The organism is Stenotrophomonas sp. YJH_SMC_10, assembly GCF_059371555.1.
Window position 1 is genome coordinate 145,912 of record NZ_JCAFUS010000001.1, and the last position, 18,127, is coordinate 164,038.

Here is an 18,127-nt window from a genome sequence, read left to right on the forward strand (position 1 = left end):
CCCCACGTTTACCGAGTCGATCCACTTTGAGCAACCAGACCCAGCCCCAGACCATCAAGGTCGATCTGCCCAGCCCGCCGCCGTCCGTGCCGGAACTGCTGGCCAGCGTCCGCCAAGCCACCGAAGACCTGAAGGCCAAGGACCTGGTCGAGATCGATGTGCGCGGCCGGTCCAGCGTTGCCGATTACATGATCGTCGTCTCGGGTACTTCGACCCGCCACGTCAAGTCGATCGCCGATGAAGTCGTGCGCTTCGCCAAGAACCTCGACGTGATGCCGCTGGGTGTCGAAGGCGAGCGCGAAGCCGAATGGGTGCTGGTCGATCTGGGCGATGTGATCGTCCACGTGATGCTGCCGCGCGTGCGTGAGTTCTACGCCCTCGAGCGCCTGTGGACCGTCGGCGACCAGCCGCCATCCAGCGACGACGAAGTGGCCTGAGCCGCACGTTGATGCATCCCTTCGACGGCGCCGATGGCGCCGTCGACGTTTTGGAGGACCGTTGATGAAAGCCCGCCTGATCGCCACCGGTGAACGCGCGCCCAGCTGGGTCGCGCAGGGCTTCGCCGAATACCAGAAGCGGTTGTCGCACTGGCTGCCGTTCGAGCTGGTGGAGATCGAGCCCGGCCTGCGCGGCAAGGGGCGTGATCCGCGGCGCGCCACCGAAGAGGAAGGCAAGCGTGTGATCGCCGCGCTGCCGAAGAACGCCTATGTGGTGGCGCTGGATGTGCCAGGGCGGCAACTGAGCTCCGAACAGCTGGCGCAGCGCCTGGAACACTGGCGCGGGCAGGGCAGGGACCTGGCGTTCCTGATCGGTGGCCCGGAAGGGCATTCGCCGGAGGTGTCCGCGCTGGCCGACGAGAAGTGGTCGATCGGGCCGCTGACGCTGCCGCACATGCTGGTGCGCCTGGTGGTGGCCGAGCAGCTTTATCGCGCCGCCGCAATGATTGCCAATCACCCCTACCATCGCGCGTGAAGAGGCGTTATACTAGTCGTCTGCCCGAATAGCTCAGCCGGTTAGAGCACTTGACTGTTAATCAGGGGGTCGTTGGTTCGAGTCCAACTTCGGGCGCCACCTTGAGAAACCTGCATCGCGAGATGCAGGTTTTTTTTTGTCGTGTTGCAGCGCCGAGTCCACGCGCGACTGCCTTCTCGAAGCCGAGCATGGGCCCGGGCGCTACACTCTTCTGCTGCAACCATGGATGCCGATCATGCGTGCGCTCCTGTCCTCGAGCTTCCTGCTGCTGGCGATGGCGCCGTTCGCCACAACGAAGGCCGCCCCTTCCACCTGGCATCCGCCACAGGGCACCACCGAGCTTCCGTTGTGGCCGCAGGGCACGGTGAGCGCGCCGCCGAAGTTGAAGGGGCCCGAGCAGATCAGCGAAGTGACCTCTGAAACCAGTGGCGAACACTGGATGATGCTGCAGAACGTCGCTGCGCCGACCCTCACCGTGTTTCCACCGAAGGGGCCGGCCACCGGCACCGCGGTGATGGTGGTGCCTGGCGGAGGCTATCGGGTGCTGGCGATGGACCTGGAAGGCAGCGAGATCTGCGACTGGCTGGCCGCACAGGGCATCACCTGTGCACTGCTGAAGTACCGGGTGCCCGCATCCGGGCCGAACTGGGACCCGGAGTGCAACTGCCGCGACATTCCGAAGGTGCCGATGGCCCTGCAGGATGCACAGCGTGCAATGGGCCTGCTGCGCGCACAGGCCGAGCGCTGGTCAATCAATCCGAAGCGGATCGGGGTGATCGGCTTTTCCGCCGGTGGTCACGTGGTGGCTGGACTGAGCACGCACGCGCTGCGCAGCTACGCGCCGGTGGATGCTGCGGATGAGCAGCCGAGCCGTCCCGATTTCGCGATGGTGATGTATTCCGGGCACCTGTGGGCGGGGCACGGGAGCGGATTGTCGCTGGTCAGCGACATCACCGTGGATGACAACGTGCCGCCGACGTTCATCGCGCAAGCCACCGACGATCGCACCGATGACGTGCGCGAATCGCTGGCCTATTACCGTGCCCTGGTGGACGCGGGCGTGCCGGTGGAGATGCACCTGTTCGCACGCGGCGGCCACGCGTTCGGGCTGCGCATGAAGGATGCACCCGTCGCGGCGTGGACGCAGCTGGCCGAGCGCTGGATGCAGGATATCGGCATGCTGGCGGAACGCCAGTTGTAGAGCCAAGCCATGCTCGGATGCCTGTGTGAAGCCGAGCGTGGGCTCGGTTCTACAGTGCCAGCTGGCCCCTGCAGAACGCGACCAGCGTGGCGATCGCCACCGCCAGGATCGCGCCGAACAGCACCCATTCCCAACGCGTGAATACCGGCTCGCCGCGCTGGCGCCGGGCCAGTGCGAACAGCACCACGCCGGGCACGTACAGCAGCACCGACAACAGCAGGTTGTCGAGGCCGCCGGCATACACCAGCCACAGCGCGTAGGCGCTGGCCAGCAATGCGACCGCGAAATCACGCCAGCGCACACCGGGCTCATCGGCGTAGGCCTGCCCGCGCCAGGCCAGCTGTACGCCGAATGCCGTGGACAGGAAGTAGGGCACCAGGCTCATCGACGCAGCGAGCAGCACCAGCCCGGTGTAGCTGCCCGAACTGACCAGCACCAGCAGCAGGAACAACTGGATCAGGCCATTGCTCAGCCACAGTGCATTGGCCGGCACGCCACGCGCGTTCTCGCGGCCGAGGAAGGCCGGCATGGTGCCATCACCGGCGGCGGCATACAGCACTTCGGCGCACAGCAGCACCCAGGCCAGCAATGCGCCGAGCACGGAGATGATCGAACCGATGATGATCACCGTCGCGCCCCATTCGCCGACAATGGCGCGCAGCACGTAGGCCATCGATGGGTTGGGCAGCCCGGCTAGTTCCGCCTGCGACAGCACGCCCATCGACAGCAGGCTGACCAGCACCAGCAGCAGCCAGACCCCGAGGAAACCGATCACGGTGGCACGGCCGACATCGGCGCGCCGTGCCGCGCGCCGCGAGTAGATGCTGGCGCCTTCGATGCCGATGAACACCCACACGGTGACCAGCATCATGCCGCGCAGTTGCTGGCCGAGATCGCCGAGGGCGGGCGTGCCGAGGAAATCGGCCCGGAACACGTCCATGCGGAATGCGCCTGCGGCCAGGACCAGGAACAGTGCGATGGGCAGCAGCTTGGCCACCGTCACCAGGCCGTTGACGATGGCGGCCGTGCGCAGGCCGCGCAACACCAGCAGGTGCACGGTCCACAGCAGCACGGACGATGCCGCCACGGCGGCCGGGGTGTTGCCTTCACCGAACACCGGCATGAAGTGGCCCAGGCCACTAAAGATCAGCACGAAGAAGCTGGCATTGCCGAGTACCGAGGCCACCCAGTAGCCCCACGCCGCGGAGAAGCCGATGTAGTTGCCGAAGCCCTCGCGCGCGTAGGCGTAGATGCCGGTATCAAGATCCGGCCGACGGTTGGCCAGGGCCTGGAACACGAAGGCCAGCATCAGCATGCCGGCGCCACTGACGGCCCAGCCGATCAGCGCGGCGGCCGGACCGGCACTGCGCGCGACGTTCTGCGGCAGCGAAAAGATGCCGGCGCCGACCATCGAGCCGACCACCAGTGCGGTCAGCGCGGGCAGGCCCAGCCGTTGCGATGTTGCGGCCATGGAGATCCCCTGCGGCGGCGATGCCGCAGGGACACGGTAGCCGTGTACCTGTGAACAGGCCTGCAAGAAAGGCCTGACCCGCTGGCGCCCGTCCGTGCCGGAACGACGAAGGCCCGGGCAATGGCCCGGGCCTTCGAGGGTGGCACTGCAACCGGACTTACTTGAACGTGTACTTGAAGCCGACGGTGTAGTAACGGCCCAGCGCACCGGAGAAGTGCATCGGGTTGTAGTTCACTGCGCCGTAGGTGGTCGGGTCGAGCGGGGCGATGCGGTCGAACACGTTGGCCACCGAGGCGTTGAGTTCGAACGAGTCGTTGATGCTCCAGCGACCGGACAGGTCCATCGTGGTGAACGAGGAGATCTTCGTCACCGGCGTGCCGTCAGCGTAGAAGGCCAGGTAGCTGCCACCGCGGCTGTCGGTGTTGTCCATCTTGCTGATGTAGTTGACGATGCCGCTGACGCTCCACGGGCCCTGCTTCCAGGTGGTGCCGAAGTTGACCTTGTCCTTCGGCGTACCGATGCAGTTGGTGACGTCGCAGTTGCCGTGGGTACCCACGTAATCAACCGTGTCGCCGCCTTCGGTGCGCTCGAACTTCAGGATGTGGCTCCACTGCAGGTCCAGCTCGAGCTGGCCCGGGCCGATCTCGAAGGTCTGGCGGATGTCGGTATCGATACCGCGGACACGCGACGAGCTGGCATTCACGTAGCCGGTGTTGACTGCCAGGATCGTGCCGCTGTTGGCCACGCCATTGAGATTGTTGCTGTCGCGCAGCACGTTGCCGGCGAGAATCGCCGCCGAGGTGCTGCCCTGCACGATCTCGTTGGTGCGCTTGATCTGCCAGGCATCGACGGTCATCGACGTGGTCGAGGTCGGCTGCAGCACGATGCCGACCGAGTAGCTCTTGGACTCTTCGGGCTTCAGCAGCTTGTTCGGCTTGGTGATGATCGCCACCGAATTGGCGCCACACTCGCTGGCAGCACCACCGCTGATCTGGCAACGCACCGGGTCGACCGCGGTGGAGAAGGCGGCCAGGCCACCGTCACCGTTCTCGGCCGGGTTCGGCGCGCGGAAACCTTCGGCGTAGCTGGCGCGCAGGGCGATCCAGTCGGCCGGGGTCCACTTCACGCCCAGCTTCGGCGTGGCCTTGCCTTCACCGCTTTCGTACTTGTCATAGCGCACAGCACCGGACAGTTCCAGCTGTTCCAGCACCGGTGCCGACAGTTCGACGTAGCCGGCATACACGTTCTGGGTACCGTCATAGGCCGAGTAGCCCAGGCCGATGATGTCGCCCTGGTCGGTGTAGGTCTGCGGGGTCAGGCTGTTGCTGGTCTTGCGCCATTCGGTACCGATCGCCAGGCCCAGCGGGCCACCCTTCAGGTCCGCCAGGCTGCGCGAGACGGTGAAGTCGAACATGTCCAGGCTGGACTTGGCGCGGGCACTGATCGTGGGCGAGATGTAGTCGTACAGGGCCTGCGAGTTCTTGCCCGCATCGTCACCGATGCGCCACACGCCACCGGCGCAGTTGGCATTGCCCAGCGCACAGCGAACGGCGCTGTAGCGCAGGAAGCCGGTGCGCTTGTTGGTCAGGTCGGTGCCCGAGTGCAGGTAGGCGGTGTCGTAGGTCCAGTCACCCCAGTTGCCCTTGACGCCGACCAGGAAGCGGTTGAACTCATTGGTGTTGTCGGTGACGCGCGGGCCGACATCCCAGGCGGAGTAGCGCACGCGGCGCGCGGTGCCGGGGGTCGGGTTGTCCGGGTGGTTCGGGCCGAGCACGGTCGCGCCGTCGCCGCTGTTGGCGTTGACCGGGCCGCCCGGGTAGCCCCAGCCGCCCGACACGCCGGACGGGGTGTTGCTGAAGATGGTTTCCTTCTTCGAGTAGCCGATCTCGGTGTAGATCTCGCCGCCTTCACCGAAGGCGAAGCTGGCGCGGCCGAACACGTTGACGTACTTCTCTTCCGGAATCAGGTCGCGGTACTGCTGCGCCGGATCCCACAGGCAGCCATCGGCGGCGATGCTGGCCGGGGTCTGTCCACCGATGGTGGTCAGGCCGGTACAGCCCGGCAGCGGCACCAGGTGGCCGGTGGCGTCGAGGTAGGAACCGTTCGGGCCGGAACCGCCGGAGGTGCCGCCACGGGTATATGCACCGCCCAGGAACTGGGCGGTCTTGTCATAGCCCCACGGGCGCGTGTCGCCGGTGCCGATCCACTTGCGGTTCTTGCGGTCGCTGATCTTGATCGCGTCGGTCTTGCCGACGTCCAGGCTGAAGAATGCGTTCCAGCCGTCGGTGGCCAGATCGCCGGTACCGGCGGTCAGGGTCGCCTTCTTCGCGTCGCCATCGCTGTCACCGGACAGGCCGTAGGAGCCACGCAGGATGGCACCCTGGAAGTCGCTGCGCAGGATGATGTTGACCACGCCGGCGATCGCGTCGGAGCCATAGATGGCCGAGGCGCCGTCCTTCAGCACTTCCACGCGCTCGACGGCATCGAGCGGAATGGTGCTGAGGTCGGTGAAGACCTTCTGGCCGTCATCGGCCAGGCCATAGGTGGCCATGCGGCGGCCGTTCAACAGCACCAGCGTCGAGCCGGCACCCAGGCCACGCAGCGAGATGCCGGCGCCACCGCCGGCGAAACCGTTGCCGAAGGTCTTGGGAATCGAGCCGGCGCCATCGGCGGTGATGGTCTGCAGGTACTCGGCCAGCGAGGTCTTGCCGGTGCGGTCGATTTCCTGGCGGGTCACCACCTGCACCGGCGACGGTGTCTCGGTGTTGGTGCGCGGAATGTTGGAGCCGGTGACCGTGATGCGGTCGAGGTTGGTGGCCTTTTCCTGCGCGAAGGCGGAGGAGGAAGCGACGGCGCCGGCCAGCAGCAGGGCGCCGCCGGTGAGGATGTGGGTGATGGACGATGCCAGGGTGCTGCGGCGGCGGCTGGCGGGCCGTTGGATCGGGTGTTTCACAGCTTCTCTCCTAACTGGAAAACCGTAGCGTTGAGGGCTGTCGCCGGATCGATGCCGGGACGCGCCAATCTAGGTTTCCTGCAGGTGACGAAGTCGTGAAATTTTGCTTAATCAGTAACGCTTGGTCCCGCCCCGTCCGCATTCCGGGCGCAGGCCCCGGAGGAGGGCGGCCCGGCGCGAGGCCGGGCCGGTGGTGGGGCTCAGTCGGGCAGCGAGAACTGCACCGGTACCAGGCCGATGGCCGGAACGGCCATGCCGTCACGCTGGGCGGGCTCGAAGCGCCAGTGCCGGAGTACCTGCTGGCGGGCGGCCTGGTCCAGGTTGCGCGAGCCACTGCTGCGCTCGACGCTGACCGCGACCGGTTGGCCATGGCTGTCCACTTCCACCCGCAACAGCACCGTGCCCTGTTCGTGGTTGCGCAGGGACTGGATCGGGTAGGCCGGCGGAGGGGCGCTGCGGTACTGCAGCTGGGCGCCGGCCAACGGGGTGGACGCGTCGATGCTGGGCGCCAGCTGCGGCGGAGCCGGTTCGGCGGCCGGCAGCGCGATGCCCTGGGTCTCCTCCACGGTCGCGGTGGGCGCGGGCAGTGGCGGTACCACCGGCTGCGTTCGCGGTTTCGGCACCACCTGGACGATCTCCTTGGGCGGGACCGGCACCGGCGGCGTCGGCGGGGGCGGGATCTTCTCGATCAGCCGGACCGGCGTCTTTTCACGCGGCACCTGCACGGCCTGGTAGGTCGCAGGGATGAGCAGCAACAGGAAGGCCAGCAGGTGCAGGGCGATCGCCGCGCTCCAGGCGGCCACCCGGGCGGGGTCGAAATGCAGGGATGCAACGGGGTACGTACGAACCATGATCCACCTCCATGCCAGTGACGAAGTCCTCAACGCACCAGGGTCCGTGGCGGGGTTGCCGCACGCGGCTGGCACTGCATCAGTAGCGCGGCCGGGCCGCCACTGCATAGAGGCAGGGGCAGGGGTGTTGGGCTGGCCTTCAGCCAGCGCCGTCGGAACGCATGAAAAAGGCGGGCCCCAGCGGGACCCGCCTCTGTCGGCCAGGGCAGACGCGGTCAGCGGCCCAGTTCGAACACCACGTCCAGGTTGACCGAGACGGTGGATTCACCCGGCGCGACCGGAGTGGCCTTGTCCATCGCCGCACCGGCCGCCATGGTGCGCATCATCGGCATCGGGCGGAAACCGCCGTTGCTGTTCTCGGAGATGCTGACGATGCGGCGCACCTGCAGGCCCAGCGACCTGGCGTAGGTCTGGGCGCGGGCCTGGGCCTTCTTCAGGGCGGCCAGGCGGGCTTCGTCATAGACCGGCTCGGGCTGGTCGATCTCGAAGCTGGGCCCGTTGATCTGGTTGGCGCCCTGCGCGGCCAGCGCGTCCAGCACCTTGCCGAGCTTGGCGATGTCGCGCACCTTGAGGCTGACCGTGTTGCTGGCCTGGTAGCCGGTGATCTTCGGCGCTTCGTTGTCGGCGTAGCGGTACTGCGGATTGAGGCTGACGCCGCTGGTCTGCACGTCGCGCTCGGCAATGCCGGCGGCCTTGATCGCGGCCAGCACCTTGTCCATCTGCTGGGCGTTCTGGCGCATGGCGCTGTTGCCGTCGGCGGCCTGGGTGACCACGCCGGCGGACAGCGTGGCCACGTCCGGTACACGGGTGGCTTCGGCGTTGGCCGAGATGTTCAGCAGGGTGCCTTCGGCCGGGGCGGCGATCGGCGGCGACGGCGGAGCGGCATGGGCGGTCATCGAGGTTCCAAGGGCGAGGGACAGGGCGAGCAGCAGCGGGGTGGCGGTCAGGCGCATGGGATCTCCTTGTTGTGGCGGTGAGGGTGGTGTCGTAGCGATGAACGCGCTGTGAGCCTGATCGGGGTTGCAGCGGTTCCGTAACGGGTTGCCGACGATTCAGGCGGTGGCCTCAGGTTATGCTGTGCCGATGCTCTATCTTGCTTCCCGCTCCCCCCGACGCAACCAGCTGCTGGCCCGACTCGGACGCCCCTTCCAGGCCCTTGACCTGGAGGTCGTCGAGCAGCGCGCGGCCACTGAAAGCGCCGAACAGTATGTGTGCCGGGTTGCCGCCGACAAGGCGCGCGCCGGGCTGGCCCAGGTGCTGGCCGATGACCCGCAGGCGCGGGTGCTCGGTTCGGATACCGAGGTCGTGCTGGACGGCGAGGTCTTCGGCAAGCCGGTCGATGCCGCCGACGCGCGGGCGATGCTGGCGCGACTGGCCGGGCGCACCCACCAGGTGATGACCGCGGTGGTGGTGGTCGGCGCGGGCGGCCTGGACAGTGAGCTGGTCATTTCCGAGGTGACCTTCGCCCCGATCGACGCCGCCAGCATTGCCGCCTATGTCGCCAGCGGCGAGCCACTGGACAAGGCCGGCGCCTACGCCATCCAGGGTGGGGCCGAGCGCTGGATCGAACATCTTTCCGGCAGCTACTCCGGCGTGATGGGGCTGCCGCTGCTGCACACCGATCGTCTGCTGGCGCGTTGTGGCGTGCCAGCCCCCATTGCCGATGCCGCCAGGGAGGCTGCCGATGTCTGAGGAAATCCTGGTCAATGTGACCCCGCGCGAGACCCGGGTCGCGGTGATCGAAAACGGCATGCTGCAGGAACTGCACATCGAGCGCGGCTGGCGCCGTGGCGTGGTCGGCAACATCTACAAGGGCAAGGTGCAGCGGGTCATGCCCGGCATGCAGGCCGCCTTCGTCGAGGTCGGGCTGGAGCGCGCCGCGTTCCTGCACGCCAACGACGTGGTGCGGCCGGCGCCGGTGGCCAGTGCCGACACCGAGAACACCACGCTGCCGCCGCCGGCCAGCGTGCCCATCGTCGAGCTGCTGCGCGATGGCCAGGACATCGTGGTGCAGGTGGTGAAGGACCCGATCGGCACCAAGGGCGCCCGCCTGACCACGCAGATCAGCATTCCTTCGCGCTACATGGTGCTGCTGCCGCAGTCCAAGGTGGTGGGCGTGTCGGCGCGCATCGAAGACGAAGCCGAGCGCGCCCGCCTGAAGGCGCTGGTGACCGAGCTGTCGGCGCAGCACGGCGGCTACGGCTACATCGTGCGCACCAACGCCGAAGGCCAGCCGGCCGAGGCCATCGCCGAAGACATCGCCTACCTGTCGCGCGTGTGGAACGTGGTCGAGCGCCGTGGCCGCGAAGCGCCCTCGTGCAGCATCATCTATGAAGACCTGAGCCTGCCGCTGCGTTCGGTGCGCGACCTGATCCGCAAGGATGTGGACAAGGTGAAGGTGGACTCGAAGGAGACCTTCGGCCAGCTGCAGGCCTTCGTCGCCAAGTACATGCCGGTGCTGGCCGAGAAGCTGGAGCTGTATTCCGGCGATCGCCCGATCTTCGACATGTTCGGGGTGGAGGACGAGATCGGCCGCGCGCTGGACAAGCAGGTGCCGTTGAAATCCGGTGGCTACCTGGTGATCGACCAGACCGAGGCGATGACCACCATCGACGTCAATACCGGTTCGTTCCTCGGCCAGCGCAACCTGGAAGAAACGGTGTTCCGCACCAACCTGGAGGCTGCGCAGGCGGTGGCGCGGCAGCTGCGGCTGCGCAACCTGGGCGGCATCATCATCATCGACTTCATCGACATGGATGATGCCGAGCATCGCCGGCAGGTGCTGCGCACGCTTGAAAAGGCGCTGGCGCGCGACCACGCCAAGACCACGGTCTATGATTTCTCGCCGCTGGGCCTGGTGGAGATGACCCGCAAGCGCACGGTGGAAAGCCTGGAGCGCCAGCTGTCGGAAACGTGCCCGCAGTGCAGTGGCCGCGGCAGCATCAAGACCACCGAGACGGTGACCTACGAGATCTTCCGCGAGATCACCCGCGCGGTGCGACAGTTCGATGCCGCGCGCCTGCTGGTGATCGCGTCGACCAAGGTGGTCGCGCGCATTACCGACGAGGAGTCCGCGGCGGTGGCCGAACTGGAGGAATTCCTCGGCAAGAGCATCCGCTTCCAGGCGGACGAGCAGTACCTGCAGGAGCAATTCGATGTCGTTCTGCTCTGATCGTCGCCGGCCGCAGGCCGGCGGTGGCCGATGAGCGCGCCGCCGCGCCTGCGACTGCGAAGGATCCGCCGTCATTTCATTGCCGCCTGTGCGGTGGGCCTGGTCGGGCTTGCACTGCTGGTGGGCACGCTCAGCCAGCTGCTGCCGCTGGCCGAGCGCCATCCGGAGAAGATTGCCGCCTGGCTGAGCGAGCGTGCCGGCCAGCCGGTGCGTTTCGACCAGCTGCAGACCGCCTGGACCCGGCGTGGACCGCTGCTGCAGCTGAAGGGCCTGCGCATCGGCGCCGGGCAGGGCCTGCCGATCGGCGAGGCCGAAGTCCTGGTGTCGATGTACAGCGGGCTGCTGCCCGGGCATTCGTTGACCGAGCTGCGCCTGCGCGGCCTGGCGCTGGACCTGCAGCAGGATGAACACGGCCGCTGGTCGGTACGCGGGCTGCCGCAGTCCGACAACGGCGGTGATCCCCTCGATGCACTGCGCCGGCTGGGCGAGCTGCAGGTGATCGGCGGCCGCCTGAGCGTGCACGCGCCGGCGCTGGGCATCGACAGCACGCTGCCGCGCATCGATCTGCGCCTGCGGGTCAATGGGGATCGGCTGCGCGTGGGCGTGCGCGCCTGGGCGCAGCCCGAAGCGCTGCCGCTGACCGCGGTGCTGGACGTGGACCGCGCGCGCGGCAACGGCGAGGCCTGGCTGGGCGCCGACCCGGTCGATTTCCACGCCTGGGCGCCCTTGCTGGCGGCTGGCGGCGTGCGCCTGCGCGAAGGCAAGGGCGAGTTGAACCTGTGGTTGACCCTGCGCGATTTCGCGCCGGTGGCGCTGACCACGGATTCGGACCTGCGCGACGTGCGCATCGATGGCGCCCCGATGCCCGGCATGGCGGCGCCGCAGCTGCAGCTGCAGCGACTGCAGGCCCGCCTGCGCTGGCAGCGCCAGGCCGAGGGCTGGGCGCTGCAGGTACCGCGGCTGCGGCTGAAGAATGAAGACGGCGAGCAGCGCCTCGATGGCCTGCAGCTGCAGGTCGGCAAACAGCTGCGGGTCCGTTCCGGCGACGTGCAGGCCGGCATCGCACTGCGTGCGCTGGCCCTGAGTGATCGCCTTGAACCGGGCCTGCGCCGCTGGCTGTTCCTGTCCAGGCCGCAGCTGGACGTGCGCGCGTTGCAGTTGTCGGGGGAACGCGATGGCCCCCTGTGGGCGCAGGGTGAACTGCAGTCCCTGGGTTTCGCCAGCGTGGGCAACTCGCCCGGCCTGCGCGGCCTGGGCGGGCGCTTTGAAGGCGACGCCGACGGCTTCAGCCTGCAGCTGCAACCGCAACGGCAGCTGCAGTTCGATTGGCCGACCGGCTTCGGCGTGCGCCATGACCTGCACCTGGCCGGCCAGATCGTGGGCTGGCGCGACGAGGGCGGCGGTTGGCGGATCGGAACGCCGGCGATGCGTGTGGAAGGTACCGACTACGCGGCCGACGTGCGCGGCGGGGTCTGGTTCCAGGGCGACGGCACGCGGCCGTGGCTGCAGCTGGCCGCGAAGCTGGACGACGTGCCGATGACGGCGGCCAAGCGCTTCTGGATCCACTCCAAGATGAGCAAGGGCGCCACCGACTGGCTGGACATGGCGCTGGCCGGGGGCCAGGTGCGCAATGGCGTCGGCCTGGTCACCGGTGACCTGGACGATTGGCCGTTCGACAACAATGATGGCCGCTTCGAGGCCACCGGCCACATCACCAATGGCGACATCCGCTTCCAGCACGACTGGCCGCTGATGAGCCAGGTCGACGCCGACATCGCCTTCATCGGCCCTGGCTTCGACATGCGTGGACGGGGTGATCTTGCCGGCGTGGCGGTGCAGAGATTCGAAGCGGGCATTCCGGACTTCGGGCACCAGCCGTTGTACGTGCGTGCCGATGCGCCGAGCGAGGCCGGCAAGCTGCTGGCGATGCTGCGCCAGAGCCCGTTGCACAAGGACTACGGCGATACGCTGGACAATCTGGTCGCCAGCGGTCCGGCCCATGTGACCTTCGACCTGCTGCAGCCGCTGCATCAGGATGAAGGCGAGGGCCACCTGCAGGGCACGGTCGATCTGGCCGGGGTGAAGCTGGTCGACAAGCGCTTCCAGCTGACCTTTGACAACATGCACGGGCAGGCGCGCTACAGCAACGGCGGTTTCGGCGCCGAAGAACTGGCGGTGCGCCACCTCGGCCAGGAGGGACGGCTGAGCCTGCGTGCCGGCGGTTACGTGCATGACAGCACGCGCGCCTTCGAGTCACAGCTGAGCGCCCGCCTCGATGCCGGCGTGCTGATTGACCGTGCCCCCGAGATGGCCTGGCTCAAGCCTTACATCACCGGCAATTCGGCCTGGACCATCGGCGTCAACCTGCCCAAGGTGGCGCCAGGCGCCCCTGCGCCGCCGAGCGAGCTGCGACTGAGCTCGGACCTGGTCGGCACCCGGCTCGACCTGCCGGCGCCGCTGGACAAGCCGGCCTCCGAGCCGCTGGCGACCACGGTGGCCGCGCAGCTGCCGATGGGCGCCGGCCGCATCGACGTGGCCTTCGGCCAGCGCCTGGCCCTGGCCGCGCGCAGCCACAACAACCAGACCGGTGTGCAGGTCACGCTGGGCAGCGACCATGTCGACCGCGAGCCGCCGGCGAGCGGACTGACGGTCAATGGCCGCAGCCCGACCCTGGATGCGCTGGAGTGGATCAGCCTGGCGCGCGGTGGCAGTGACGACGACGCGATGCCGCTGCGCGCGGTCGACGTGCAGGTCGGCCAGCTCAAGCTGATCGGCGGAGTGTTCGAGCAGACCCGGCTGCAGCTGCACCCGGGGCCGCAGGCACTGGACGTGCGCCTGGACGGGCCGTCGCTGGCCGGCCGCCTGACCGTGCCCAACGCCGACGGTGGCACCATCAGCGGCCAGCTTGACCGCGTGCACTGGCAGTCACTGCCGGCGGCACCGGGTGCGGCGGCCGCGCCGGCGCGGGTACAGGCCGGCGCCAATGACATGGACCCGGCCAAGCTGCCGCCGTTCGCGCTGGACATCGCCGACCTGAAGTTCGGCAAGGTGGTGCTGGGCCAGGCGGTGCTGCGCACGCGGCCGCTGGCCAACGGCCTGAACGTGGACGCGTTGCGTTTCCGCGCGCCGGACCAGGAAATCGACATCACCGGCCGCTGGCTCGGCCGCACGGGCGGCGCCCGAACCGAACTGACCGCGCAGGTGCGCAGCGAGGACCTGGGCGGGCTGATGCAGAACCTCGATTACGGCGGCCAGCTGCGCGGCGGTTCCGGCCAGGCGCAGCTGCAGGCGGCCTGGAGCGGGGGGCCGTCGGACTTCCAGCTGGGCAACCTGCAGGGCAGCCTCGACCTGCATGCGCGCAATGGCCAGCTGCTGGAGCTGGAGCCGGGCGCCGGGCGCGTGCTGGGCCTGCTCAGCGTCGCGCAGCTGCCGCGGCGCCTGATGTTCGATTTCCGCGACTTCTTCTCGAAGGGCTTCGCATTCAACCAGATCGACGGCAGCATGCAGTTCGGGCAGGGCATGGCGCGCACCGACAAGGTGCTGATCGAAGGCCCGGCGGCCAACATCACCATCCGTGGCCAGGCCGACCTGCGCAACCAGCAGTTCGACCAGACCATCGACGTCAACCCGCGCGCGGGCAACCTGCTCACCGTGGTCGGTGCGGTGGCCGGTGGCCCGGTGGGGGCCGCGCTGGGTGCAGCCACCAATGCGGTGTTGTCCAAGCCGCTGGGCGAGATCGGTGCCCGTACCTACAAGGTGACCGGCCCGTGGAAGGAACCGAAGGTGGAAGTGATCGAGCGCAGCCGCGACAAGACCCCGCCGCCGCCCACGCCCAGCCCGGCGCCAGCCATCCCGCCGACCGTCACCGACCTGCCGCGCTCGCGCTGAGCGCGGCTTCCTGTCCACGGGGCTTGCCTGAGCGCCCCCGCACCCCCAGATCGAGACCATGACTGACATCGCCCTGACGCTTGCCCAAGACCGCCTGCTGCGCCCCGGCGGCCTGGATACCGCCGGCCTGGAGCGCACCTTCGGGCAGTTGCTCGGCCCCGGTGTCGACTTCGGTGACCTTTACTTCCAGCACGCCCGCCGCGAGAGCTGGAGCGTGGAAGATGGCATCGTCAAGGACGGCGCCCATTCCATCGAACAGGGCGTGGGCGTGCGGGCGATTTCCGGGGAGAAGACCGGCTTCGCCTATTCCGATGACATCCATGCCGATGCGCTGCTGGCGGCGGCGCAGTCGGCGCGCGCGATCTCGCGCGAGGGCGGTGCGCAGACCGGACGTTCGCTGCTGCGCGGCAATGCGCGCGCGCTGTATCCGGCGCTGGACCCGATCGACGGCATCGGCAACGAGGCCAAGGTGGAGGTGCTCAAGCGCCTGGATGGCTACCTGCGTGCCGCCGACCCGCGCGTGAAGCAGGTGATGGTGAGCCTGTCCGGCGGCGTCGATACGGTGCTGATCGCCCGCAGCGACGGCGTGCTGGCCGCCGATGTGCGTCCGCTGGTACGCCTGAACGTGCAGGTCATTGTCGAGCACAACGGCCGTCGCGAGTCCGGCTACGCCGGTGGCGGTGGCCGTTATGGCTATGAAGATCTGTTTGCCAGCGGTCGCCCCGAAGCCCTGGCCCAGGAAGCACTGCGCCAGGCGCTGGTGAACCTGGACGCGGTGCCGGCGCCGGCCGGCATGATGCCGGTGGTGCTGGGCCCGGGTTGGCCGGGCGTGCTGCTGCACGAGGCGGTCGGCCACGGCCTGGAAGGCGATTTCAACCGCAAGGGCACCAGTGTCTACGCCGGCCGCATCGGCGAGCGCGTCGCCGCGCCCGGGGTGACCATCGTCGACGATGGCACCCTGGACGGCCGCCGCGGTTCGTTGAACATCGACGACGAAGGCCACCCGAGCCAGTGCACCCCGCTGATCGAGGACGGCATCCTGGTCGGCTACATGCAGGACAGCCTCAACGCGCGGCTGATGGGCATGGCCCCGACCGGCAACGGGCGCCGCGAATCGTTCGCGCACCTGACCATGCCACGCATGACCAACACCTACATGCGCGCCGGCGAGCACGACCCGCAGGAGATGATCCGTTCGGTGAAGAAGGGCCTGTACGCGGTCAACTTCGGCGGTGGCCAGGTCGACATCACCAGCGGCAAGTACGTGTTCTCGGCCACCGAGGCCTACCTGATCGAGGATGGCCGCATCACCACCCCGGTGAAGGGCGCGACCCTGATCGGCAACGGCCCCGAAACCATGCAGAAGGTGCGCATGGTCGGCAACGATCTGGCCCTGGACGAGGGCGTGGGCATCTGCGGCAAGGACGGGCAGAGTGTGCCCGTGGGTGTCGGCCAGCCCTCGCTGTTGATCGAGGGCATCACCGTCGGCGGTACGCAGGCCTGAGCGTGGCGATGGCCGCGGCCACCGCCCGGGCCGGCGCGGACTCAGTCCTCGTCGGCCTCGTCGACCGGATCGCCGGCGTGTTCGTCGCCCGTCGTCTTCAGGCCCAGCGCCGCCGGCAGCATCAGCGCGCGCAGCACCTGGAAGATCTCGCGGTAGGCGCGCGGCGGCTTGTTCTTCGCCTTTTCGGTCTGCGCGTTGCGTACCAGGGTGCGCAGCTGCTGGCGGTCGGCCTGCGGGTAGTCGTCAAGCAGGGCGGCCAGCGCCTTGTCGCCGTCGGCCAACAGGCGGTCGCGCCAGTCCTCCACGCGGTGCATCATCGCCACTTCGCGGCGGCCGGTCTCGCTGTTGGCGTCCAGCGCATCGCGGATCGCGTCCAGCGTTGCCTCGTCCTCGCGGCGCATGTGCTTGGCCAGGAACGCCAGCTGGCGCTTGTGGGCGATGTGGGCGGTGATGCGCTTGCACTCGGCGATATGCGGCAGCAGGTCTTCCGGGATCGGCAGGCGCGCCAGCTGGGCCGGAGTCAACGACACCAGCTTCTCGCCCAGGGCCAGGACGTCGAGCGCTTCGCGCCGGTTCTGGCTGCGGCTCTTGTCGTGGAATTCACCGGTTTCTTCGTCGCGTCCGCGCATCGTCCCTACCTGATCTCAAAAAAAGTCGCCCGGCGTGATGCCGGGCCCAACCCGTACAGGATAAAGCATTGAACGTGATCGCCCCTGAAGTGGCCGTCGGCGACGACAGCCCGGCCCGGCTGGAACGGCTGGCCGACCTCTCCCAGCAGCTGCTCGACCGTGCCCGCGCGCTGGGCGCCAGCCAGGCCGAGGTCAGCTGCAGCGAGGATCGTGGCCTGGAGGTCAATGTCCGCCTTGGCGAAGTGGAGACCGTGCAGTCCACCCGCGACCGTGGCATCGCGGTGACCGTCTATTTCGGCCAGCGCAAGGGCAGCGCCAGCACCGGTGACCTGAACGAGGCCAGCCTGGCCGCCACGGTCGAGCAGGCCTGCGCGATCGCCCGGCACACCGAGGACGACCCGGCCGCCGGCCTGGCCGAGGCCGCGCTGATGGCCACCGACTTCCCCGACCTGGACGGCTGGCACCCGTGGGCGCTGCAGGCCGATGAGGCGGTGGACCTGGCGCTGGCCTGCGAGAACGCGGGGCGCGAGGCCGACGCGCAGATCCGCAATTCCGATGGCGCTTCGGTGTCGAGCATGCAGAGCCTGTCGGTCTACGCCAATTCGCATGGCTTCATCGGCCGCGAGCGCGGCACCCACCATTCGATCGGTTGTGCACTGATCGCCGGGCAGGGCGACGGCATGCAGCGTGATGGCTGGTACACCAGCGCACTGGCCCGCGAGGACCTGGAGGAAGTGGGCCGGGTCGGGCGTCGTGCCGCCGAGCGCACCATCGCCCGCCTGCAGCCGCGTTCGTTGGCCACCGGCAGCATGCCGGTGCTGTTCGCCCCGGAAGTGGCGCGCAGCCTGGTCGGCCACCTGCTGTCGGCGGTGTCCGGCGGCGCGCTGTACCGCCAGGCCAGTTTCCTGCTGGACAGCGTGGGGCAGCGCCTGTTCCCGGAATGGATGCAGATCGACGAACTGCCGCACCTGCGGCGTGGCCTGCGTTCGGCCGCTTTCGACGGCGATGGCGTGGCGACCCGTGCCTCGGCACTGGTGCGCGACGGCGTCCTGCAGCGCTACGTGCTGGGCAGCTATTCGGCACGCAAGCTGGGCCTTCAGACCACCGCCAATGCCGGCGGCGTGCACAACCTGCAGCTGGCGGCCAATGCCGGCTCGCTGGAAGAGATCGCCCGGCAGATGGGCGATGGCCTGCTGGTGACCGAACTGATGGGGCAGGGCGTCAATGGGGTGACCGGCGACTACTCGCGGGGCGCCGGCGGTTTCCGCGTCGAGAACGGCGAGATCCAGTACCCGGTGGACGGCGTCACCATCGCCGGCAACCTGCGCGAGATGTTCAGCAGCATCGAGGCGGTCGGCAGCGACGTCGACCCGCGCTCGCACATCCGGACCGGCTCGATCCTGCTGGGGCGGATGACCATCGCGGGTAATGACTGATGGCGTTGATGGCGTAAGCTATGCCCGCCTGACGCAACCAGCTTGGTGCT

13 protein-coding genes and 1 tRNA gene are annotated in these 18,127 nt (G+C 68.5%); 9 read left to right on the top strand and 5 right to left on the bottom strand.

Features of this window, described 5'->3' with window-relative positions:
* The first annotated feature begins 26 nt into the window (after positions 1-26).
* The 4 genes from rsfS (at position 27) to AC5P9C_RS00680 (ending at position 2,173) form a co-directional block, all read left to right on the top strand.
* On the top strand, positions 27-437 hold the full coding sequence (gene rsfS, locus AC5P9C_RS00665) for a ribosome silencing factor (RefSeq protein WP_005410536.1): 411 nt from the start codon (positions 27-29) through the stop codon (positions 435-437).
* Between the two features lie 64 nt (positions 438-501).
* Positions 502-972 (top strand): 23S rRNA (pseudouridine(1915)-N(3))-methyltransferase RlmH, encoded by a 471-nt coding sequence (rlmH, locus tag AC5P9C_RS00670; RefSeq protein WP_014647944.1) that lies wholly within the window; start codon positions 502-504, stop codon positions 970-972.
* Between the two features lie 22 nt (positions 973-994).
* A tRNA-Asn gene (locus AC5P9C_RS00675) sits at positions 995-1,071 on the top strand.
* Positions 1,072-1,246: 175 nt separating this feature from the next.
* Positions 1,247-2,173 carry an alpha/beta hydrolase gene (locus AC5P9C_RS00680; RefSeq protein WP_414615244.1) on the top strand — a complete coding sequence of 309 codons (927 nt, stop codon included), beginning with the start codon at positions 1,247-1,249 and terminating at the stop codon, positions 2,171-2,173.
* 49 nt (positions 2,174-2,222) lie between these two features.
* On the opposite strand, the gene arcD is transcribed toward AC5P9C_RS00680, so the two are convergent.
* The 4 genes from arcD to AC5P9C_RS00700 all read right to left on the bottom strand — a co-directional run bounded on the left by arcD (position 2,223) and on the right by AC5P9C_RS00700 (position 8,401).
* Positions 2,223-3,644 carry an arginine-ornithine antiporter gene (arcD, locus tag AC5P9C_RS00685; RefSeq protein WP_064238955.1) on the bottom strand — a complete coding sequence of 474 codons (1,422 nt, stop codon included), beginning with the start codon at positions 3,642-3,644 and terminating at the stop codon, positions 2,223-2,225.
* Between the two features lie 157 nt (positions 3,645-3,801).
* Positions 3,802-6,597 carry a TonB-dependent receptor gene (locus tag AC5P9C_RS00690; RefSeq protein WP_053460991.1) on the bottom strand — a complete coding sequence of 932 codons (2,796 nt, stop codon included), beginning with the start codon at positions 6,595-6,597 and terminating at the stop codon, positions 3,802-3,804.
* Positions 6,598-6,797: 200 nt separating this feature from the next.
* On the bottom strand, positions 6,798-7,448 hold the full coding sequence (locus AC5P9C_RS00695; RefSeq protein ID WP_057494615.1) for an energy transducer TonB: 651 nt from the start codon (positions 7,446-7,448) through the stop codon (positions 6,798-6,800).
* 215 nt (positions 7,449-7,663) lie between these two features.
* A complete protein-coding gene (locus AC5P9C_RS00700; protein ID WP_049412455.1) occupies positions 7,664-8,401 on the bottom strand; it encodes an SIMPL domain-containing protein in 738 nt (245 codons plus the stop codon).
* Between the two features lie 130 nt (positions 8,402-8,531).
* Between AC5P9C_RS00700 and AC5P9C_RS00705 the strand changes: the two genes are divergently transcribed.
* The 4 genes from AC5P9C_RS00705 to tldD are packed head-to-tail and all read left to right on the top strand — an operon-like array spanning position 8,532 to position 16,012.
* Positions 8,532-9,140 carry a Maf family nucleotide pyrophosphatase gene (locus AC5P9C_RS00705; RefSeq protein WP_049467849.1) on the top strand — a complete coding sequence of 203 codons (609 nt, stop codon included), beginning with the start codon at positions 8,532-8,534 and terminating at the stop codon, positions 9,138-9,140.
* Positions 9,133-10,620: a ribonuclease G gene (rng, locus tag AC5P9C_RS00710; RefSeq protein WP_019662105.1), complete on the top strand. Its 1,488-nt coding sequence runs from the start codon at positions 9,133-9,135 to the stop codon at positions 10,618-10,620. Before AC5P9C_RS00705 ends, rng begins: the two co-directional genes overlap by 8 nt.
* A gap of 30 nt (positions 10,621-10,650) precedes the next feature.
* The gene (locus AC5P9C_RS00715; protein WP_343540576.1) at positions 10,651-14,508 is read left to right on the top strand and encodes a YhdP family protein; all 3,858 of its coding nucleotides are present in this window, start codon (positions 10,651-10,653) and stop codon (positions 14,506-14,508) included.
* 58 nt (positions 14,509-14,566) lie between these two features.
* Positions 14,567-16,012 carry a metalloprotease TldD gene (tldD, locus tag AC5P9C_RS00720; protein WP_049467842.1) on the top strand — a complete coding sequence of 482 codons (1,446 nt, stop codon included), beginning with the start codon at positions 14,567-14,569 and terminating at the stop codon, positions 16,010-16,012.
* Positions 16,013-16,053: 41 nt separating this feature from the next.
* Here the strand turns inward: tldD and yjgA are convergent, their stop codons facing one another.
* Positions 16,054-16,641, bottom strand: a complete 588-nt coding sequence (yjgA, locus tag AC5P9C_RS00725) for a ribosome biogenesis factor YjgA (protein ID WP_049467839.1) — start codon at positions 16,639-16,641, stop codon at positions 16,054-16,056.
* A gap of 68 nt (positions 16,642-16,709) precedes the next feature.
* On the opposite strand from yjgA, the gene pmbA reads away from it, so the two are divergent.
* Positions 16,710-18,077 carry a metalloprotease PmbA gene (gene pmbA / locus AC5P9C_RS00730; RefSeq protein ID WP_053460986.1) on the top strand — a complete coding sequence of 456 codons (1,368 nt, stop codon included), beginning with the start codon at positions 16,710-16,712 and terminating at the stop codon, positions 18,075-18,077.
* Positions 18,078-18,127 lie beyond the last annotated feature (50 nt).